Source organism: Micromonospora sp. NPDC005298, from assembly GCF_040607375.1.
In the GTDB taxonomy this organism is placed as follows: Bacteria; Actinomycetota; Actinomycetes; order Mycobacteriales; family Micromonosporaceae; genus Micromonospora.
Genome location: NZ_JBEXGP010000011.1, coordinates 1 through 20,117 on the forward strand (window position 1 = coordinate 1; position 20,117 = coordinate 20,117).

General features: G+C 73.3%; 15 protein-coding genes. 8 read left to right on the top strand and 7 right to left on the bottom strand.

Annotation, left to right across the window (positions count from 1 at the left end):
* Nucleotides 1-95: 95 nt before the first annotated feature.
* The 6 genes from ABZS77_RS17350 to ABZS77_RS17375 all read left to right on the top strand — a co-directional run bounded on the left by ABZS77_RS17350 (nt 96) and on the right by ABZS77_RS17375 (nt 7,494).
* Nucleotides 96-3,476: an error-prone DNA polymerase gene (locus ABZS77_RS17350; protein ID WP_354823626.1), complete on the top strand. Its 3,381-nt coding sequence runs from the start codon at nt 96-98 to the stop codon at nt 3,474-3,476.
* A gap of 96 nt (nt 3,477-3,572) precedes the next feature.
* The gene (locus ABZS77_RS17355; protein WP_354823878.1) at nt 3,573-3,749 is read left to right on the top strand and encodes a hypothetical protein; all 177 of its coding nucleotides are present in this window, start codon (nt 3,573-3,575) and stop codon (nt 3,747-3,749) included.
* A complete protein-coding gene (locus ABZS77_RS17360; protein WP_354823880.1) occupies nt 3,746-4,516 on the top strand; it encodes a methyltransferase domain-containing protein in 771 nt (256 codons plus the stop codon). The genes ABZS77_RS17355 and ABZS77_RS17360 overlap by 4 nt, the downstream gene beginning before the upstream one ends.
* Nucleotides 4,513-5,664 (top strand): nucleotide pyrophosphatase/phosphodiesterase family protein, encoded by a 1,152-nt coding sequence (locus tag ABZS77_RS17365; RefSeq protein WP_354823628.1) that lies wholly within the window; start codon nt 4,513-4,515, stop codon nt 5,662-5,664. Before ABZS77_RS17360 ends, ABZS77_RS17365 begins: the two co-directional genes overlap by 4 nt.
* Nucleotides 5,665-5,716: 52 nt before the next feature.
* Complete coding sequence (locus tag ABZS77_RS17370) at nt 5,717-6,976, top strand: DNA polymerase IV (RefSeq protein ID WP_354823630.1); 1,260 nt, start codon at nt 5,717-5,719, stop codon at nt 6,974-6,976.
* Between the two features lie 116 nt (nt 6,977-7,092).
* A complete protein-coding gene (locus ABZS77_RS17375; RefSeq protein WP_354823632.1) occupies nt 7,093-7,494 on the top strand; it encodes a DUF3040 domain-containing protein in 402 nt (133 codons plus the stop codon).
* 213 nt (nt 7,495-7,707) lie between these two features.
* On the opposite strand, the gene ABZS77_RS17380 is transcribed toward ABZS77_RS17375, so the two are convergent.
* From ABZS77_RS17380 to ABZS77_RS17390, 3 genes are read right to left on the bottom strand one after another with little or no spacing between them, the layout of a single operon-like run.
* On the bottom strand, nt 7,708-10,185 hold the full coding sequence (locus ABZS77_RS17380) for a DUF3488 and transglutaminase-like domain-containing protein (RefSeq protein WP_354823634.1): 2,478 nt from the start codon (nt 10,183-10,185) through the stop codon (nt 7,708-7,710).
* Between the two features lie 16 nt (nt 10,186-10,201).
* A complete protein-coding gene (locus ABZS77_RS17385) occupies nt 10,202-11,500 on the bottom strand; it encodes a DUF58 domain-containing protein (RefSeq protein WP_354823636.1) in 1,299 nt (432 codons plus the stop codon).
* A 1-nt stretch (nt 11,501) separates the two neighbouring features.
* Nucleotides 11,502-12,554: a MoxR family ATPase gene (locus ABZS77_RS17390; RefSeq protein WP_354823638.1), complete on the bottom strand. Its 1,053-nt coding sequence runs from the start codon at nt 12,552-12,554 to the stop codon at nt 11,502-11,504.
* A gap of 390 nt (nt 12,555-12,944) precedes the next feature.
* On the opposite strand from ABZS77_RS17390, the gene leuS reads away from it, so the two are divergent.
* On the top strand, nt 12,945-15,785 hold the full coding sequence (leuS, locus tag ABZS77_RS17395; RefSeq protein WP_354823640.1) for a leucine--tRNA ligase: 2,841 nt from the start codon (nt 12,945-12,947) through the stop codon (nt 15,783-15,785).
* Between the two features lie 99 nt (nt 15,786-15,884).
* Here the strand turns inward: leuS and ABZS77_RS17400 are convergent, their stop codons facing one another.
* From ABZS77_RS17400 to ABZS77_RS17415, 4 genes are read right to left on the bottom strand one after another with little or no spacing between them, the layout of a single operon-like run.
* Entirely contained in the window at nt 15,885-16,649 is a 765-nt protein-coding gene (locus ABZS77_RS17400; RefSeq protein WP_354823642.1) for an aminoglycoside phosphotransferase family protein, read from the bottom strand.
* Nucleotides 16,646-17,329, bottom strand: a complete 684-nt coding sequence (locus ABZS77_RS17405) for a VTT domain-containing protein (protein ID WP_354823644.1) — start codon at nt 17,327-17,329, stop codon at nt 16,646-16,648. Before ABZS77_RS17405 ends, ABZS77_RS17400 begins: the two co-directional genes overlap by 4 nt.
* Entirely contained in the window at nt 17,326-18,045 is a 720-nt protein-coding gene (locus ABZS77_RS17410; protein ID WP_139587167.1) for a glutamine amidotransferase, read from the bottom strand. The genes ABZS77_RS17405 and ABZS77_RS17410 overlap by 4 nt, the downstream gene beginning before the upstream one ends.
* Entirely contained in the window at nt 18,035-19,282 is a 1,248-nt protein-coding gene (locus tag ABZS77_RS17415) for a MurT ligase domain-containing protein (protein ID WP_354823882.1), read from the bottom strand. Before ABZS77_RS17415 ends, ABZS77_RS17410 begins: the two co-directional genes overlap by 11 nt.
* Nucleotides 19,283-19,637: 355 nt before the next feature.
* On the opposite strand from ABZS77_RS17415, the gene mraZ reads away from it, so the two are divergent.
* The gene (gene mraZ / locus ABZS77_RS17420; protein ID WP_354823646.1) at nt 19,638-20,069 is read left to right on the top strand and encodes a division/cell wall cluster transcriptional repressor MraZ; all 432 of its coding nucleotides are present in this window, start codon (nt 19,638-19,640) and stop codon (nt 20,067-20,069) included.
* Nucleotides 20,070-20,117: the final 48 nt, after the last annotated feature.

A 20,117-nucleotide genomic window follows, 5' to 3' on the forward strand; every position in this document is an offset into this window, starting at 1 on the left:
GCCGGAGCGGCCGGAGCGGCCGGAGCGGCCGGAGCGGCCGGAGCGGCCGGAGCGGCCGGAGCGGCCGGAGCGGCCGGAGCGGCCGGAGCAGCCGGATGAGCTTTCACAACCCGAAGATGCCCTGGTCGGAGCTGGAGCAGGTGCTCTCCGGCCGGGCCAGCGGCAACCAGGCCGGCGGCGGGCGGCCGCGCGCCGAGCGGCACCTGCACGTGGTGGACCCGCTGGCCGTGGACGCCGACGGGGGAGACTCCCCGGCCTGGAGCCGCCGCCGCGAGCAGTACCAGCCACCGGAGCTGACCCGTCCCGACGGCGTGGTGCCCTACGCGGAGCTGCACGCGCACACCAACTTCAGCTTCCTCGACGGTGCCAGCCACCCCGAGGAACTGGCCGAGGAGGCGGCCCGCCTGGGGCTCACCGCGCTCGCCGTCACCGACCACGACGGCTTCTACGGGGTGGTCCGTTTCGCCGAGGCGGCCCGCACGCTGGGTCTGCCGACCATCTTCGGCGCGGAGCTGTCCCTCGGGCTGCCCGGCCCGCAGAACGGCGAACCCGACCCGCACGGCGCGCACCTGCTGGTGCTCGCGCACGGCCACGAGGGGTACGCCCGGCTGGCCACCACCATCGCCCGCGCCCAGCTACGCGGCGGGGAGAAGGGCCGCCCGGTCTACGGGGACCTGGAGGAGGTCGCCGCCGAGCTACGCGACCACGTGCTGGTGCTGACCGGCTGCCGCAAGGGGCACGTGCCGGGGGCGCTGCTCACCGAGGGGGTGGACGCGGCGGCCCGCGAGTTGGACCGGCTGACCGCACTCTTCGGCGCGGAGACGGTGGCGGTGGAGCTGACCGACCACGGGCATCCCGTCGACGCCGACCGCAACGACGCGCTCGCCGAGCTGGCGGCGGCGGCCGGGCTGCCGACGGTGGCCAGCAACAACGTGCACTACGCCAGCCCCGGCCGGCGTCGGCTGGCCACCACTGTCGCTGCCGTCCGGGCCCGGCGCAGCCTGGACGAGATCGACGGCTGGCTGCCCGCGGCGGCCACCGCCCACCTGCGCAGCGGCGCGGAGATGGCGGCCCGGTTCGCCGCGTACCCGGGTGCGGTGGCCCGCGCAGCGGAGTTCGGCGCCGAGTTGGCCTTCGACCTCCAGCTCGTCGCGCCGCAGCTGCCGGCGTACCCGGTGCCGCCGGGGCACACCGAGATGAGCTGGCTGCGCAAGCTGACCGCCGACGGGGCACGGGAGCGCTACGGGCCGCCGCAGGCGCACCCGACGGCGTACGCGCAGCTCGACCACGAACTCAACATGATCGAGGAGTTGGGGTTCCCCGGCTACTTCCTGGTGGTCTACGACATCGTCTCGTTCTGCCGCGAGCAGGACATCTACTGCCAGGGCCGGGGTTCGGCGGCCAACTCGGCGGTCTGCTACGCGCTGCGGATCACCAATGTGGACGCCGTGCGGCACCGGCTGCTCTTCGAACGCTTTCTCGCCCCGGAGCGGGACGGCCCACCGGACATCGACGTGGACATCGAGTCCGACCGCCGGGAGGAGGTGATCCAGCACGTCTACACCCGCTACGGCCGGGAGCACGCCGCCCAGGTCGCCAACGTCATCTCCTACCGGCCCCGCTCGGCGGTACGGGACGTGGCCAAGGCGTTCGGCTTCTCGCCGGGGCAGCAGGACGCCTGGAGCAAGCAGATCGACAGGTGGGGCTCGGTCGCCACCGTGGACGTCGAGGACATTCCCGAGCAGGTGGTGGAGTACGCCAACGAGTTGCAGACGTTCCCCCGGCACCTGGGCATCCACTCCGGCGGCATGGTGATCTGCGACCGGCCGGTGATCGAGGTGTGTCCGGTGGAGTGGGGGCGGATGCCCGGGCGCAGCGTGCTGCAGTGGGACAAGGACGACTGCGCGGCGGTCGGTCTGGTCAAGTTCGACCTGCTCGGCCTCGGCATGCTGTCGGCGCTGCACTACGGCTACGACATGATCGGGTCCAGGCTGGACCTGGGTGACATGACGTTGGACGACCCGGAGGTCTACGACATGCTCTGCCGGGCCGACTCGGTCGGGGTGTTCCAGGTGGAGAGCCGCGCCCAGATGGCCACCCTGCCCCGGCTCAAGCCCCGCGAGTTCTACGACCTGGTGGTCGAGGTGGCGCTGATCCGGCCCGGCCCGATCCAGGGCGGCTCGGTGCACCCGTTCATCAGGCGCAAGAACGGTCAGGAGCCGGTGACGTTCGCGCACCCGTTGATGCGCAACGCGCTGGAGAAGACCCTGGGCGTGCCGCTGTTCCAGGAGCAGTTGATGCAGCTCGCCATCGACCTGGCCGGCTTCGACGCGGCCGAGGCCGACCAGTTGCGCCGGGCGATGGGCGCGAAACGGTCGGTCGAGCGGATGACCCGCATCGCGGACCGGCTCTACGCCGGGATGGCCGAGCGGGGCATCACCGGCGAGCTGGCCGACGACGTCTACCGCAAGCTCACCGCGTTCGCCAGCTACGGCTTCCCGGAGAGCCACGCGATGAGCTTCGCCTACCTGGTCTACGCCAGCTCCTGGCTCAAGCGCTACCACCCGGCGCCGTTCCTGGCCGCCCTGCTCAACGCCCAGCCGATGGGTTTCTACTCCCCGCAGACCCTCGTCGACGACGCCCGTCGGCACGGGGTGGAGGTCCGCCGCCCGGACATCAACGCCAGCGGCGCGCAGGCGGTGCTGGAGTCCACCCCGGAGACCCGGTGGGGCAGCGGGCCGGGGGAGCCGCCACACGCCTGGGGGCTGGGCGGTCCGGCCGTCCGGCTCGGCCTGTCCAGCGTGCGTACCCTCGGGTCCGACGTGGCCGAACGGATCGAGGCCGAGCGGGCGGTCGGCGGGGCGTACCGGGACATGCCCGATCTGGCCCGGCGGGTCGGTCTCACCGCCGCGCAGCTGGAGGCCCTGGCCACCGCGGACGCCTTCGCCTGTTTCGGGCTGACCCGGCGGGAGGCGCTGTGGGCCGCCGGCGCGGCGGCCCAGGACCGACCGGGCCGGCTGCCCGGCACGGTCAGCGGCGCGGCGGCGCCCACGCTGCCCGGGATGGAGGCGGTCGACCGGCTGGTCGCCGACGTGTGGGCCACCGGCTTGTCGCCGGAGAGCCATCCGGCCCGGTTCATCAGGGGGCAGCTCGACGTGCTCGGCGCGGTGCCGATCGCCCGGCTCGGTCGGGTGGAGCCCGGGCAGCGGATCCGGGTCGGCGGCATCGTCACCCACCGGCAACGCCCGGCGACCGCGGGCGGTGTGACCTTCCTCAACCTGGAGGACGAGACCGGAATGCTCAACGTCACCTGCTCGCCGGGGCTGTGGCAGCGCTACCGGCGGGTGGCCCGGACCAGCGCCGCGCTCGTGGTGCGGGGGCGGTTGCAGCGGCACGAGGGGGTGACCAACCTGGTCGCCGACCGGCTGGACGCGATCGAGCCGCCGGTCAGTCCCGCGTCCCGTGACTTCCGCTGACCAGTGATCCACATTACGGTTTCTGACGCCTCCGAGCGGGAGACTCGTGTCGAACGGGCAGAGCGGCCCGTGATCCATGAGGGGGAATGACAAGTGATGGGGAACCACACGTACACCGGCGGTGGAATCGCCAACGCCCGACGGACCCGGCTGGGCGCCGGCTGGATGCCGTCGCACCTCACCGGCCCCCGCGAGTACGAGGTGACCAACGGTCCGGTGGCCAACGAGCGCCGGTCCCGGGCCGAGGACGCTGTCGAGGGCACCGAGTCCTGACCACTAGGCTCGACCGGGTGGAGCAGACCCGAGGCCGGTTCGCCGGGCCGCCGCTGACCGCCCGTACCGCCGTGATCTGGTCGGTGCTCCGCGCCGAGCTGGACCGGCGCGGCGACACCGAGCTGACCGTGCTGGACGTGGGTGGCGGCACAGGCGGGTTCGCCGTCCCGCTGGCCCGCGCCGGGCACCGCGTCACGGTGGTCGACGCCAGCCCCGACGCGTTGGCCGCGCTCACCCGCCGGGCCGCCGAGGCCGGGGTGGCCGACCGGATCGACGCCGTGCAGGGCGACGGCGACGCCCTCGCCGGTCTGGTCGAGCCGGCCGGCGTCGACCTGGTGCTCTGCCACGCCGTCCTGGAGGTCGTCGACGATCCGACGCCGGTGGTGACCGCGCTGGCCACCGCGCTGCGTCCCGGCGGCGCGGCAAGTGTGCTGGTGGCCGGCCGGGCCGCCGCCGTGCTGGGCCGGGCCATGAACGGTCACCTCGACGTCGCGACCGCCCTGGCCGCCGACCCGGCCGGCACCGCCGGGCCGCGCGACACCCTGCGCCGGCGCTACGACGCCCCGGGCGCCGCCGCGCTGCTCACCGCCGCCGGGCTGGTGGTCGAGGAGATCCACGGGGTACGCGTGCTGGCCGACCTGCTGCCGGCTGCGGTAGCCGACGGGCAGTCCGCCGCGCTGGTCGAGTTGGAACGCGAACTCGCCGCCCGGCCGCCGTACCGGGACCTGGCCGCCCAGCTGCACCTGTTCGCCCGCCGGCCGGCATGACCGCACCGCTGACGGTCCTCGGGCCGGGCCACGGCGCGGGTCGTCTCGCCGACGTGCTGCCCAGCGCGCTCGCCGTGCTGGGCGTGCCCGGCTCGGCGGATCCGCTCGGGCTGGTCCCCGCGCTGGCCGGGGTCCGTCGGGTCGCCGTGCTGCTGGTCGACGGGCTCGGCTGGTACCAGGTGCCGACCGCCGCCCCGTACGCGCCGACACTCGCCGGACTCGCCGCGACGGCGGGCCGTCCGCTGATCGCCGGCTTCCCGTCCACCACCCCGACCAGCCTGGTGTCGCTGGGCACCGGCGTCTCGCCGGGCGCGCACGGGGTGCTCGGCTTCACCGTCCGGGTGCCCGGCACGGACCGGGTGCTCACCCACACCGACTGGGCCGGGGATCCGCCGCCGCTGAGCTGGCAGCCGGTGCCCACCCAGTTGGAGCGCGCCCGCGCCGCCGGCGTGACGACGACAGTGGTGAGCCGACCGGAGTTCGGCGGTAGCGGGTTGACCCTGGCCGCCAACCGGGGCGGTGACTTCCGGGGTGCCGCCGGCGGGGACGAGGTGGCCGGCACCATGCTGGCGGCGCTGGCCGCCGGCGCCGGACCGACCCTGGTCTCCGGCTACCACGCCGACCTGGACCGGCACGGTCACCTCAGCGGCGTCGACTCGGCGCCCTGGCGGATCGCCGCGGGTGAGGTGGACGCCCTGGTCGCCCGGCTGGTCGACGGGCTGCCGTCGGACGCGGCGCTGCTGGTCACCGCCGACCACGGCCAGCTCGACATTCCCGCCGGACACCGCTTCGACCTGGACACCGATCCCCGGCTGCGCGACGGGATCCGGGTGGTCGCCGGGGAGGCCCGAGTCCGCTACCTGCACACCGCGCCGGGCGCGGTGCACGACGTGGTGGCCGCCTGGTCGGCGGTGCTCGGCGACGCCGCCCGGGTACGCACCCGCGACGAGGTGGTGGCCACCGGCTGGTTCGGGCCGGTGCCCGAGGAGCACCTCGGGCGGATCGGCGACGTGGTGGTGATCTGCAACGACACGTACGCGGTGATGGCCAGCCGCACCGAGCGGCCGATGGCGTCGAAGCTGGTGGCCTACCACGGGTCGGACACGGCCGCCGAGCTGACCGTGCCGTTGGTGGTCGTCCGGGGCTGAGGGCGTACGCCTGGTCGCTGGTGTTGTCGTACCCGAGGGTTAACCTGCCGGGATGGGCCGCAGCCAGTCGTTGCCCCGGGGTGGTGATCCACGCTTCGGGCCGGACGCCGACGACTCCGCAAGCCCGATCCTGCACGTCGACATGGACGCCTTCTTCGCCGCCGTGGAGGTGCGCCGCCGTCCCGAGCTGCGCGGCAAACCGGTGATCGTCGGCGGCATCGGGCCGCGTGGCGTGGTCAGCTCGGCCAGCTACGAGGCCCGCCGCTACGGCGTGCGCAGCGCGATGCCGACCAGTCAGGCCCGGGCGCGCTGCCCGCACGCCGTCTACCTGGCACCGGACTTCGCCGCCTACACGGCCGCGTCCCGGGCGGTGATGCAGATCTTCCGGGACATCACGCCGCTGGTCGAGCCGCTCTCGCTCGACGAGGCGTTCCTCGACGTGACCGGCGCCCGCCGACTGTTCGGTTCCCCGGCCACGATCGCCCGGCTGATCCGCCGCCGGGTCGTCGACGAGCAGGCACTGACCTGCTCGGTCGGGGTGGCGCCGAGCAAGTTCGTGGCCAAGCTCGGCTCCACCCGCGCCAAACCGGACGGCCTGCTGGTCGTGCCCCCGGGGCAGGTCCTCGACTTCCTGCACCCGCTGCCGGTGGACGCGCTCTGGGGGGTGGGGGAGCGGGCCGCGGAGACCCTGCGCCGGCTCGGCCTGGCCACCGTCGGCGACCTGGCCGAGGCCTCACCCGGGATGCTCCGCCGGGCGGTCGGCGCGGCGTCGGCCGCCCACCTGCACGAGCTGGCCTGGGGCCGGGACCCGCGCCGGGTCAGCCCCGAGCAGGTCGACAAGTCCATCGGCGCGGAGGTGACCTTCGACGTCGACGTGGCCGACCCGCTGGAGATCCGTCGCGCCCTGCTCGCCCTCAGCGCGAAGGTCGGCGTACGGCTGCGGGGCTCCGGGCAGGTGGGCCGCACCGTCACCCTCAAGATCCGGATGGCCGACTTCCGCACCGTCAACCGCTCCCGCACCCTCGGCGTGCCCACCGACACCGCGCGCGAGATGTTCGACACGGTGTGGGCGCTCTACACCACGCTGGACCCGGGCGAGCGGATCCGCCTCGTCGGTGTCCGGGTGGAGGGCCTCACTCCCGCGCAGGGCGCACCCCGGCAGCTCACCCTCGGCGCGCCCGAGCGCGGATGGCGCGAGGCGGAAGCTGCCGCGGACGCCGCCGCTGCCCGATTCGGGCGGTCCGTCATAGGTCCGGCCAGTCTGATGGGCGACCGTGCGCCCCGTCGAAACGAAAATCCACCCCACCCGTAGGTCGTCCCGCTTTCCGACGCGCGACCCCCCTCGTAGACTTGCGGGTAAGCAGCCGGTTGGCTGCCACGGTCTGTCGGCCCGAGTGGGCCCGACCAACGTGACCGGGGAGGAGTGCCGTGCCGCTCTCGGAGCACGAGCAGCGGCTGTTCGAGCAGATCGAGCGGTCGCTTGCCGAGGACCCCAAATTCGCCTCGGCCGTGCGCGCCAGCGATCCGCGCTTCCATGCGCGGCGTCGCCTGCTCGTCGCCGCCGGCGTCATGATCGCTGGTTTGGCTCTACTGGTCTATGGCGCGGTGATCAAGACTCCACCCCTGGCGGTGGCGGGCTTCGTCGTCATGCTGGCCTCGGCCGCGTTCGCGGTGCAGTCGCACCGTCGGGCGCAGTCACCCGACCTGCACGTGGTGGGCGGCACGACGAGTCGTCGTCGTCCCCGCGGCGGTGGCCGGTCCGGTCGCCGGCCGTCACTCCTGGACCGTATGGAGGACAGGTGGCGGCAGCGCCCGGAGGGGCACCGCTGAGCCCGTCCCGCCGCTGAGGCGGGTCGCACACCGCGACGAGCGGGTCGCCGGACAGGCTCCGGCGACCGCCGTCGCATCCGTGCGTCCGCGTCCGTACGCGGCATTCTCGCCCCGCCGGAACGCGCAGTGATCAGGTGAGCCGGCCGGGGCGGCGGTCGGATGCCGCCGCCCCGGGGCGGCGGTCGGATGCCGCCGCCCCGGGGCGGTCGTTGCTCAGCGGGCCGTTCGGTCGGCCAGCAGACGACGCGGGTTCCAGCGCAGCAGGCGGTACCGGGCTCGGCCGGTCAGCGCCACCATCCGGCTGGAGTTGTCCGCCAGGGCCGTGCGCCAGCGCAGCAGCACCGACGGCGGCAGCAGCGCGGCGAACACCCTCGTCCGGCGGTCCGCCCGGGCGGCGAGTGCCCCCCGGACGGCGCGCAGCGCCGGCAGCAGGCGTTCCCCGGTCAGCGGATCCCGGGCGTACCGGGCCCGCTCCTCGGCCCGGCCCAGCAACCGCGCCGCGCCGACCGCGTCGACGTCGTCGGCGAGGGTCTCCCGGACCAGCCGGTCCGCGGTGGCCCGGGGAGTCTCGGTCTGGTCCACCCGGACCTTGAAGTCCACCAACGTGTCGAGCAGCTCCGCCCACGCGGCGTGCGCGTCCGCGCGAGCCTGGTTGACGTCCGCCACGACCACCACCCGTGCCTCCGACGCGCTGGCGCCGTCGCCGGCTGCGGGGGAGGCCACCGTGGCGCCCACCGCCCGGCCGCTGCGCCGACGCCGCAGCGCCAGCCGGCGCAGCGCGGGCACCGCGAGCAGCGCCAACAGCGCCAACAGACCCGCCGTCCACCACGGCCAGACCGGAGGCTCCTCGGTCGGGGTCTGCCCGCCCACGGACAGGCCGGTGTCGGTGTCCCGGTCGGCGTTGTCCGGGCCGGCCGGACCGGCCGTCGCGTCTGGACCCTCGGGAGTGTCCGCGGTGCCGGCGCCCGGTGTGGTCGGCTCCGGCGCGTCCGTGTCCGGGGCCCACGAGGACCGGGTGGAGCCCGGCACCCCGTACGACGGGGTGGCGTCGAACGGCACCCAGCCGATGCCGTCGAAGTAGACCTCGGTCCAGGCGTGCAGGTTGAGGTTCGTCAGGGTGTACGTGTCGCCGTCGCGCTTACTGCCGTTGGTGAAGCCGAACGCCACCCGGGCCGGGATGCCGGCCGTACGCACCAGCCAGGCCATCGCCGCCGCGTACTGCTGGCAGTAGCCGACCTTGTTGGTCAGGAAGTTGACGATGTCCTGGCCGCTGCTGCCGCTCTGGGTGCTGAGCCGGTAGCTGAACCCGTTGTCCGCGGAGAAGTGCTGGTAGATCGCCAACACCCGGTCGTAGTCGGTGCGCTTGCCCTGGACCAGCCCCTTGACCAGCTCTTCCACCTCGGGCACCGAGCCGGGGGTGGCGGTCAGCTGCCGGCGTACCGGGTGGTCGGCGGGCAGCGGCTGCGCGGCCCGCAGCACGGCGGGCGTGTACGTGGAGCGGATGTAGTCGAACGAGTACTTGCGGCCCCGGGAACTCTCCCGGTTGGAGAAGACGACCTGCTGGTTGGGGTCGTACAGCCAGTTGCCGCTCAGGTCCTCGGTGCGGGTCGGCTCGGCGTACACCGGCATCAGGGACATGCTCAGGCTCTTGGTCACCTCGACGGTCGCCCGGTACGGGGTCTGCTGCACCCCTGGACCGGCCCGCTCGGTCGGATCCGGCAGGTCCCGGTTGACCGCTCGACCGCTCGGGGTGCGCGCCTGGAAGCCGTTCGGGCGCAGCTCGTCGGCGACCGCGTAGCGCAGGTAGAACGGGTTGGGCTCGGAGGTGGTCACCTTGACCAGGTCGGCCACTTCGGAATCGTTGAGCTGACCGGCCAGCGCGGCGAACAGGTCGATCCGTCCCGAGGCGCCACCGGAACCCGACCGGCCGTTGCCGGTGCCGTTCCCCGTCCCCTCGGTGAGGGTGTCCAGCAGGCCGCCGGTCATACCCGGCACGGCCAGCGGCAACGCGACAGCCAACGCCACACCGACCGCCGCGAGCCGTCGGCCGGCCGACGCCAACGGGGACGCCTCCCACACGTCGACGTCGCGCCCGTCACCGGTGAACCGGCGGCCGAACCGGCGTACCCGGCCGACGTTGTCGGTCACCAGCAGCCAGAGGTAACCGGCGGCGCCCACCACGAACGGCGTCGCGGGGACGCTGTCCACGTAGACGGCGACCGGCACCGAGTAGATGGCGAGCATCGGCAGCCCGGCCAGCGCGGGCCGGTGCAGCCCCACCGCCAGGACGTCGACGAGCACGGCCACCCCGCCGACGCCGAGCACCGTGATGAACAGCAGCGGGTCGGTGTCGGGGACCTCGACGCCGTACGAGCGCATGTCCTGCGCGGAGCCGTTGATCAGGTCGGCGAAGTGGCTGATGGTGCCCGTCGAGGGCAGGAAGGCGAGCAGCTCCGAGCCGCTGGGGAACAGCCAGGTCAGGGCGAGCAGCAGGGCGGCCAGCATGCCCAGCACCTGCCCCCACAGGGGCGCCCGGACGAGCCGGGTCAGCGCGGCGACCCCGGCCACCACGGCGACCGCGATCGCCGACTGGATCAGCCACGTCCAGCTCTGGAAGATGGCCGACAGCGGCGCCGCGGCGAGCAGCGTGGCGGCGGCCGCCACCACGCCGACGTTCCGAGTGGCGATCATGAGGGGAACCTTCCGTTCATCGCACGCCGCCGGCGACCGTCTCGGCCAGCGCGGCGCGCAGGGCGAAGCCCTGGGAGCCCCGGCCCGCCTGCGGCCACAACGCCGGCAGTCGGCTGCCGTGGTCGACGCCCACCACCCGCCAGCCGCTCTGCAACAGGGCGAGCGCGGCAGCGCCGTGCGTGCGCTCCGCCTCGGCCCGCGCCTTCTCCGGCAGGCTGAGCCAGGTCGAGCTGTCCAACAGGAATCCGACGCAGGTGGCGCCGTTGCCCCGCAACCCGGCCAGCAACTCGGCCTCGGCCACGCTCACCGCGCCGAACAGCCCGATGATCAGGCCGCCGTCGGCGCGCTGCCGGACCCGCTGCACCAGCTCCGTCACGTCGGCGCGCTGGTCCAGTCGCACCTCGGCCAGGTGGTCGAGCAGCACCCCGTCGCCGCCGGCCTCGGAGGCGTCCACGTCCACCCCGGAGCCGGTGACCAGGCGCAACTTGTAGCCGGCCTGCCGAAGGTGCACGGCGATGCTCGCCGCGGCGGACACGGCCCACTCGAAACTCGCCGTCGGCCCGTCACCGCGGTGGCCGTACGCCCGGGTGTCCAGGACGACAGTCGCGCGGCTCTCCCACGGCTGCTCCTCGCGGCGCACCATCAGCTCGCCCGTGCGCGCCGTGGACTTCCAGTGCACCCGGCGCAGGTCGTCGCCGCGCCGATACTCCCGGGTCGCCGCGTCGTCCTCGCCGTGCACCGCCACCGACCGGGCCCGGCTGTCGCCGCTGCCCGCGTACTCCCCGGGGAGCCGGACCGACGGCAGGGGCGTGACCTGCGGGATGACCGTCAGGTGGTCGGTGCTGGGGAAGGCCCGGCTGAGTTCGCAGAGACCGAACGGGTCGGTCATCCGGACCACCAGCGGGCCCACGTCGTAGCGGCCCCGCACGTCGGCCCGAACCGTGTACGCCACGGAGCTGGCCTGGTGCGCGCCGAGGCGCTCGAGCACCACCCGGGGTCGGCTGCCCAGCGCGTAGGGCAGCCGGTCCTCCAGGAGCAGGGTGCCGGTGGGCAGGCGGGACAGGTTCTGCAGGCGCAGCACCACCCGGGAGTTGGCCCCGACCGGAACCCGGTGCGGGTCCAGTGAGCGGTTGCAGGCCAGCTTGTAGCGGCTGCGCCCCACGTAGGCGGCCGCCAGCAGCGGCAGGACGGCCAGCAGCACGGCCACCCGGAGCAGGTCCTTCTCGCCCAGGATGCCGGCCGAGAGCGCCGCCGCGATGGCGGCGGCGAGGAAGGAGCGCCCCCGGGTTGTCAGTCCGCGCAGCCCGGCACGCACGTCATGGCCTCCGCGGCTCGTAGGGGGCGCGGCCGTTGCCGCTGGCGGGACGCGTGTCGTACGGGTTGCGCTGCCGGTCGTGTGGCAGCGGCAGCCGGTGCACCAGCTCGGAGACGATCGCGTCGGTGGTGCGCCGGGCGAGCTGCGCGTCGGCCGTCGGGATGATCCGGTGCGCCAGCACGGGCACCGCCAGGGCCTGCAGGTCGTCCGGGAGGACGTAGTCGCGCCCCTCCAGGGCGGCGACCGCCCGGGCGGTGCGCAGCAGTTGCAGCGTGGCCCGGGGGGAGGCGCCCAGGCGCAGGTCGGGCGCCTCGCGGGTGGCGGTGACCAGGTCGATGGCGTACTGCTTGACCGCGTCGGCGACGTGCACCTGACGGACGGTGGCGATGAGCTGCCGGACGATGTCCGCGTCGGAGACCGGGCGCAGCTCGTGCAGCGGGTCGGTGGCACCGTGCCCGTCGAGCATGGCCAGCTCGGCGTTGGAATCCGGGTAACCCATCGCGATCCGGGCGGTGAACCGGTCGCGCTGCGCCTCGGGCAGCGGGTACGTCCCCTCCATCTCGATCGGGTTCTGGGTGGCGATGACCATGAACGGGGTCTGGAGCTGGTAGGTCACGCCGTCGACGGTGACCTGGTGTTCCTCCATGCACTCCAGCAACGCCGACTGGGTCTTCGGCGAGGCCCGGTTGATCTCGTCGCCCACGACCAGGTTGGCGAAGACGGCGCCCGGACGGAACTCGAAGTCGTGGGTCTCCTGGTTGTAGACGCTGACACCGGTGACGTCGCTGGGCAGCAGGTCGGGGGTGAACTGGATCCGGCGCACCGTGCAGTCGATGGACCGCGCGAGGGCCTTGGCCAGCTTGGTCTTGCCGACACCCGGGACGTCTTCGATCAGGAGGTGACCCTCGGCGAGCAGCACGGCCAGGGCGAGCCGCACGGTGGCGGTCTTACCCTCGATGACCTGCTCGATGTTGGCCACGATGGCCTCGCTGGCGGCGCGGAACTCGTCGTGCGGCAACAGGCCGCCCACCTCGTCCCAGGTCTGTTGTGTCACGGGCCTCCTCCTCGTCGCCGTCACGGCAGCTCTGAATAGAGCACCTGGACCCGCCGTTGGGTTCGCGACGTCGAGCCTCGTTTGCCGCAGGATTCTCACTGGCCTCTCAGGCTAACCATGTTTGTCGTTATCGCCGACCCCCGCAGGTAGTCCGTCGGTTACGCACCGATATTCGCCGGGTCGGGGGACGGGGTACGGCGTCGGTCGGGGAAACCGCCGGCGGGGTACACTGCCGGACATGGCCGGAGTCTTCCTGCTTCTTACCGGGCCGTGCTGATGCGCTGACGCGTGACAGCACGGCGGCCCCTCCTGCGCGAGGGGCTTTTTTGTGCCCGTCGCCGGTCCGGCCCGGCGACGCCGAGACGAAGCGAAGCGAAGCGAGGAGAGACGATGAGTGAGGCAGCCGCACCGGCGGGCGACATTCCACCGTTCCGGTACACCGCGGCCCTGGCCGACGAGATCGAGAACCGTTGGCAGGACATCTGGGCGCGCGAGGGCACCTTCCACGCACCGAACCCGACCGGCCCGCTGGCCGACCCGAGCCACCCCCGCGCCGGCGCGGAGAAGCTGTACGTACTGGACATGTTCCCCTACCCGTCGGGCGCCGGCCTGCACGTCGGTCACCCGCTGGGCTACATCGGCACCGACTCGTACGCCCGCTACCAGCGGATGGCCGGGCGCAACGTGCTGCACGCGATGGGCTTCGACGCGTTCGGCCTGCCCGCCGAGCAGTACGCGGTGCAGACCGGCACCCACCCGCGCACCACCACCGTGGCGAACATCGAGCGGTACAAGGCGCAGCTGCGCCGGCTGGGGCTGGCCCACGACGAGCGGCGCTCGGTGGCGACCATCGACACCGACTTCTACCGCTGGACCCAGTGGATCTTCCTGCAGATCTTCAACTCGTGGTACGACCGCGACGCCGGGCGGGCCCGCCCGATCGCCGAGCTGATCGCCGAGTTCGAGGGCGGCAACCGGTCCACCCCGGACGGTCGCGCCTGGGCCGAGCTGAGCGTCGCCGAACGCCGCGAGGTCGTCGACGACCACCGCCTGGCGTACGTCTCGGAGGCGCCGGTGAACTGGTGCCCAGGGCTGGGCACCGTGCTGGCGAACGAGGAGGTCACCGCCGACGGCCGCTCCGACCGGGGCAACTTCCCGGTCTTCAAGCGCAACCTGAAGCAGTGGAAGATGCGGATCACCGCGTACGGCGACCGGCTGCTGGACGACCTGGACAGCCTGGACTGGCCCGAGCCGATCAAGCACATGCAGCGCAACTGGATCGGCCGCTCCACCGGTGCGCACATCGACTTCCCGACCGCCCAGGACCCGGTGCGGGTGTTCACCACCCGACCGGACACCATCTTCGGCGCCACGTACATGGTGCTGGCACCCGAGCACGAGCTGGTCGACAAGCTGGTGCCGGCGGCCTGGCCGGACGGGACCAGGGACGCCTGGACCGGGGGGCACGCCAGCCCCCGGGCGGCCGTCGAGGCGTACCGCAAGGCGGCGGCGGCCAAGACCGACGTCGAGCGGCAGTCCGACACCAAGGAGAAGACAGGCGTCTTCATCGGCGCGTACGCCACGAACCCGGTCACCGACGGGCAGATCCCGATCTTCATCGCGGACTACGTGCTGGCCGGCTACGGCACCGGCGCGATCATGGCGGTGCCGGCGCAGGACGAGCGGGACTGGGAGTTCGCCGAGGTCTTCGAACTGCCCATCGTGCGCACCGTGCAGCCGGCGGAGGGCTTCGACGGCAAGGCGTACACCGGTGACGGCCCGGCCATCAACAGCGCCGCGCCCGAGCGCGGCCTGGACCTGGACGGCCTGGGGGTCGCCGACGCCAAGGCGGCGATCATCACCTGGCTGGAGGCGAACGGGCACGGCGCCGGCGCGGTGACCTACCGGCTGCGCGACTGGCTGTTCTCCCGGCAGCGCTACTGGGGTGAGCCGTTCCCGATCGTCTACGACTCCACCGGCGCGGCCATCGCCCTGCCGGAGGAGATGCTGCCCGTCGAACTGCCCGAGGTGGACGACTTCTCCCCGAAGACGTTCGACCCGGACGACGCGGGCTCCAACCCGGAGACCCCGCTGTCGCGGCGGCGCGACTGGGTCGAGGTGGAACTGGACCTGGGTGACGGGCCGCAGCGCTACACCCGCGAGACGAACGTGATGCCGCAGTGGGCCGGCTCCTGCTGGTACGAGCTGCGGTACCTGGACCCGACCAACAGCGACCGGTTCGTGGACGAGGAGAACGAGCGGTACTGGATGGGTCCGCGCGGCGAGGGCGACTGCGGGGGCACCGACCTGTACGTCGGCGGTGCCGAGCACGCCGTGCTGCACCTGCTGTACGCGCGGTTCTGGCACAAGGTGCTGTACGACCTGGGGCACGTGTCGTCGTTCGAGCCGTTCCGCAAGCTGTTCAACCAGGGCATGATCCAGGCGTACGCGTACACCGACTCGCGGGGCAGCTACGTGCAGGCCGAGGATGTCGTCGAGCGCGACGGCGCCTACTACCTGGGCGACCTGACGGTCAACCGCGAGTACGGCAAGATGGGCAAGTCGCTGAAGAACGTGGTGACGCCCGACGACATGTGCGCCGCGTACGGTGCGGACACCTTCCGGGTGTACGAGATGTCGATGGGTCCGCTGGAGGTGTCCCGCCCCTGGGAGACCCGGGCGGTGGTCGGCTCGTACCGGTTCCTGCAGCGGGTGTGGCGGACCGTGGTCGACGAGCAGACCGGCTCGCTGCGGATCACCGACGACCCGGCCGACGAGACGACCCGCCGGCTGCTGCACAAGGTGATCGACGGGGTCCGTGGCGACATGGACAACATCCGGTTCAACACGGCGATCGCCAAGCTGATCCAGCTGACCAACGGGCTGACCGGGCTGTCGGCGACGCCCCGCGAGGTGGCCGAGCCGCTGGTGCTGATGGTGGCGCCGTTCGCCCCGCACATCGCCGAGGAGCTGTGGCGGCGGATGGGTCACGACACCTCGCTGACGTACGCGGACTTCCCGACCGCCGACCCGGCGCTGCTGGTGGCCGACACGGTGACCTACCCGGTGCAGGTCAACGGCAAGGTCCGGGGCCGCGTCGAGGTCCCCGCCGACGCCCCGGAGGAGACCGTCCGCGCGGCGGCCCTGGACGCGGTGGCCGCCACGCTGGCCGGCAGGGAACCCCGCAAGGTCATCGTGGTCCCGGGTCGCCTGGTCTCGGTCGTCGCGTAACCCCGCCCGTCCCCGCGTCGATCATGGAGTGGTGGTGGCCGGTTCGTCCATCGCCGAGGGATCTGCCCCCACCACCACTCCATGATCGACCGCAGGGGGTCAGGCCAGGGCTGCTCTCACGGCGCGGTGGTGGGTTCGCAGCCAGTCGTGCCACAGGCGTACTCCGTCGACCACCCCCGTGGCGCGGAGCCGGCACATGACCGGATCGCCGCGGTCGGCGCCGGCGTCGATGCCCCGCCAGGTGCCCTCGACCTGGTCCAGCATCACGTCGATCAGCGCACCCCGGTCCAGCGCTGGCGACGGCGTCTCGTAGGCGTCGCAGAGGACGCGACACCGCCGACCCAGCTCGGTCGGATCGGCGCCCTCGCCCAGCGAAGCCCAGTGCCAACCGGCGAACGCCACGTCAGCGATCCGAGGGCCGGGCGCGGCGAGGTCCCAGTCCACGAAGGCCACCGGCAGGGGGCCGCCGGGGAAGTCCCGGTAGACCGTGTTCTTCGGGGACAGGTCGCCGTGGCAGACCGTCTCGGCGTCGCCGGCCAGCGCGGTCCCCGCACACGCGTCGTGCAGCCGTCGGATCAGCTCCGCCAGCCGTACCAGCGCCGGGTCGGCGAAGAACTCCTCGCCCTCCCGCTCCCGCCACGGCACCCGCCCCGGCACGTGACTGAGCACCTGCCGGCCGAGGGCATCGACACCCAGGTGGCGAGGGGCGAGGTCCGCGCCCACCGCGGCCAGGTGAGCCAGGAGCGCGCCGACGAAGTCCAGGTTGGCAGGCGCGGTACGCCGTACCGTGTCACCGATCCGGACCACCTCGGCGACGAATCCGCCGCCGAGCCGTTCCTCGGCGGGGCCGGTCGACCCGGTCACACCGGAATCCTGCGGCGGCTTCGCTCGGCGCGCCACCACTGGTGGACCAGTACCAGGCTGGCGATCAGGCCGAGGCTGGCGGGGGCGGCGGCGTACCAGTTGACGTGGCCGGGCGAGCTGACGGCCGCGCCGATCGCGGCGTACCCGAAGGCGGTGGGCGCGGAGGCGATGACGCTGCCGGTCAGGAACGGCAGGACGCGCGCGCCGGTCGTGCCGTAGCCGTAACTGACCAGCCCGAAGCCGGCGATCGGCAGCAGCCGGACGGTGACCACGCCGAACACGCTCTGCCGCGCGAACCACCGGTCGAGGCGGGCCAGCCGACCACGGACCCGTTCGGCGACGAACTCCCGGCCGAGCAGCCGGCCGACGGTGAACCCGACCGCCGCCGCCACCAACGCGGCGCCCAGGGCGTACGCGGCGCCCTCCAGAGGGCCGAAGATCGCGCCGGCGGCGAGGGTGATGAACGTGCGGGGGACCAGCGCGACGAGCAGCAACGCGCCGCCGAGGACCGCGGCCACCGGGGCGAGGGCGCCCAACCGGTCGGCCAGCAGCGGGAGCTGCTCCGGATCGGGTCGGGGCACCAGGAGCAGCAGCAGCCCGCAGGCGCCGATCAGCAGGACGAGCAGGGCGAACCGGGCGGCCGACGGCTGCCGCAGCAGCCGCCGGACGGCGCGGATCATGCCCGGGCGGCGGCCACTGCGGCGCGGCGCTCGTTGCGGAGCCGGTCGGACCAGGTGTCGTCGAGCGGGGGAAGCTGGTGCGCTCCGGTGGCCCAGCGCAGCAGCAGGTCGGCCAGGGCCGGGTTGCGGGCCAACGCGGGACCGTGCGAGTAGGTGCCGAGCAGCTTGCCGCGCCAGGCGCCCTCGGTGGCGCCGTCGTTGCCCACCCCGGCGGTGACCCGGGCCAGCGGAGAGACCTCCGGGCCGAGGTGGGTACGGCCGCCGTGGTTCTCGAAACCGGTCAACGCGGGCAGACCCAGCCGGGGATCGATCTCGCCGGCCAGCTCGCCGACGGCCCGGCTCGGACCCCGGTCGGACTGGAGGTCGAGCAGCTCCAGGCCACGGCACTGCACGCCCTTGGCGAAGAAGGACATGCCGAGCAGCTGGTAGCCGGCGCAGACGCCGAACACCACCGAACCCTGTGCCACGGCGCGGTGCAGACCGCCGTCGGCGATCAGCCGCTGCGCGCCAAGCGCCTGCGGCCCGTCCTCGCCGCCGCCGACGAGGTAGATGTCGGCGGTCGCCGGTAGCCGCTCGTCGGAGCGGACCTCCAGCACCTCCACCGGCATGCCCCGCTGACGCGCCCGCCGGGCCAGGATCAGCGCGTTGCCCCGGTCACCGTAGGTGGAGAGCAGGTCGGGGTAGATCCAGACGATACGCAGGCTCTCAGTTGACACGGTCCAACTCCGCTCGGATGTCCTGGAACGCGGTGTAGTTCGCGATGACCTCCAGCCGCCCGGGCGGGACCGACCGGATCGCGTCGTCGAAGGTGCGGACGTGCTGGAACGGCACGTCGTTGACGTCGAGTCGGACCGCCAGGTCGTACGCCCGGTCGCCGGTGATCAGCACCTGCCGGCCGCGCAGCGGCGCGAAGTCGACGTCGAAGAGCCAGGAGGTGTCCAGCCCGTCGGGGTCGCGCGCGTTGATGGAGAGCAGGGTCGGCGCCTCGTCGGCCATGTCGAAGGCCTCCAGCCAGCTGGCCGGGTTCTTGGCCAGCAGCAGCCGGATGTTGCGTCCGTCCTTGTCCACCTGCGCGTACCGGCCCGCGACCGAGGTGACGATGCCGAGGCGGGACACCGCGTCGACCGGGCGTACGCCGAACTCGGCGGCCACGGCCAGCGCGGTCGCCGCGTTACCGAGGTTGACCTTGCCGGGCAGTTGCAGGGAGACCTTGTGCCAGGCGCCGGTGGGGTCGAGCACGCCCTCGTCCTCGACGACCCACTGCGGCTCCGGCCGGCGCAGCGGGCAGCCGGTGCACCACCACCGGCCGCCGGAGCGCTGGATGGTCGAGCCGCACTCGGGGCAGACCCACGAGTCGTCGTGCCAGCGCTGGCCGGCGCTGAACCAGGTCACGTGCGGCGGGTTGATGCCGCGGGCCGGGTCCGCCGGAGGGGTGGCGGCCCACACGACCATCGGGTCGTCGGCGTTGGCCACGACCCGTACGTCGGTGTGCCGGACCAGCGCCGCGCGCCAGAGCTGCGCCATCATGGCGACCTCCTTGGCGCGGTCGAGCTGGTCGCGGGACAGGTTCAGCAGGGCCACCACGTGCGGCTCGGTCGCCTCCAGCACCTGGGCCAGGTAGTGCTCGTCGACCTCCAGCACCGCGTACGGGGTGCTGCCGGCCTTGGCCAGCGCCGAGGTGTGCCCGGTGGGCATGTTGGCGCCGAACGAGTTGGTGGCGACCCGGCCGAGCACGCCGACCGCGGCGGCGGTCAGGCGTGTGGTGGTTGTCTTGCCGTTGGTGCCGGAGACGAGCGCGATCGCGCGCCCGGCCGACAGGTGGGCCAGCAGGTCCGGGTCGATCTTCAACCCGATCCACCCGCCGATCACCGAACCGTCGCCACGGCCGGCCGCCCGGGAGAGCGCCGCGGCGGTCCGTGACACGGAGCTGGCCACCTTGGCCCGTAGGGGCATTTTCGCGTCCGTCACGCGAGCGAGGTTACCGGACCGTCCGCCTCACCAGATCGCCGCCGACGGGGAACCGTTCGGCCGTGGCATCCGCGCGGGCGGCCGGGCCGGCGTCCGCCGGACGGAGTCGATCTATGTCGGAATGCGGACCACGCCGGAGGGGCGCTGCGGCCCTCCACTCCGCTCCACCCCGTGTGACGTGCTGTTTTGCCGGCGGATCGGACGCGCCACGCGGGCGAATCTGGTTGCGGGTGGAGGGAAGTGGAGTAGAGTGGGGACCAATGGTGAGGCCGGGAGGGCTCACCGGCCCGGGGGGTCAGCGGCGCCGCGAACGCCGCTCAGGGGCGAGGGGGTAGGGCCGATGTTCCTCGGCACCCACACTCCACGCCTGGACGAAAAGGGCCGGTTGATCCTTCCGGCCAAGTTCCGGGATGAGCTGGCGGGGGGTGTCGTGGTCACCAAAGGGCAGGATCGCTGTCTCTACGTCTTCCCGACACCCGAGTTCCAGCGGATCGCGGACCAGTTGCGCGCGCAGCCGATGACGCACAAGGCGGCCCGGGCCTACAGCCGGGTCTTCTTCGCCAGCGCGCACGACGAGGTGCCGGACAAGCAGGGTCGGGTGACGATTCCGGCTCACCTGCGGGAGTATGCCGCGCTCGACCGCGACCTCGTCGTGATCGGCGCGAGTACGCGGGTGGAGATCTGGGACAAGGCCGCCTGGGAGACCTACCTCGCCGAGAGCGAAGACGACTTCGCCGACATCGAGGAGGGGGTGCTGCCCGGCGGTCTGTAGGGCGGAACGGCGCCCGACGTACTGCGAGATCTCCAGCCGCTTTCGAGT

Bases quoted from the DNA above. Each gene is read 5' to 3' on its own strand.
- ABZS77_RS17350 (WP_354823626.1), top strand. From the start codon at position 96: ATGAGCTTTCACAACCCGAAGATGCCCTGGTCGGAGCTGGAGCAGGTG.
- ABZS77_RS17355 (WP_354823878.1), top strand. From the start codon at position 3,573: ATGGGGAACCACACGTACACCGGCGGTGGAATCGCCAACGCCCGACGG.
- ABZS77_RS17365 (WP_354823628.1), top strand. From the start codon at position 4,513: ATGACCGCACCGCTGACGGTCCTCGGGCCGGGCCACGGCGCGGGTCGT.
- ABZS77_RS17370 (WP_354823630.1), top strand. From the start codon at position 5,717: ATGGGCCGCAGCCAGTCGTTGCCCCGGGGTGGTGATCCACGCTTCGGG.
- ABZS77_RS17380 (WP_354823634.1), bottom strand. From the start codon at position 10,185: ATGATCGCCACTCGGAACGTCGGCGTGGTGGCGGCCGCCGCCACGCTG.
- leuS (WP_354823640.1), top strand. From the start codon at position 12,945: ATGAGTGAGGCAGCCGCACCGGCGGGCGACATTCCACCGTTCCGGTAC.
- ABZS77_RS17405 (WP_354823644.1), bottom strand. From the start codon at position 17,329: ATGATCCGCGCCGTCCGGCGGCTGCTGCGGCAGCCGTCGGCCGCCCGG.
- ABZS77_RS17415 (WP_354823882.1), bottom strand. From the start codon at position 19,282: ATGCCCCTACGGGCCAAGGTGGCCAGCTCCGTGTCACGGACCGCCGCG.
- mraZ (WP_354823646.1), top strand. From the start codon at position 19,638: ATGTTCCTCGGCACCCACACTCCACGCCTGGACGAAAAGGGCCGGTTG.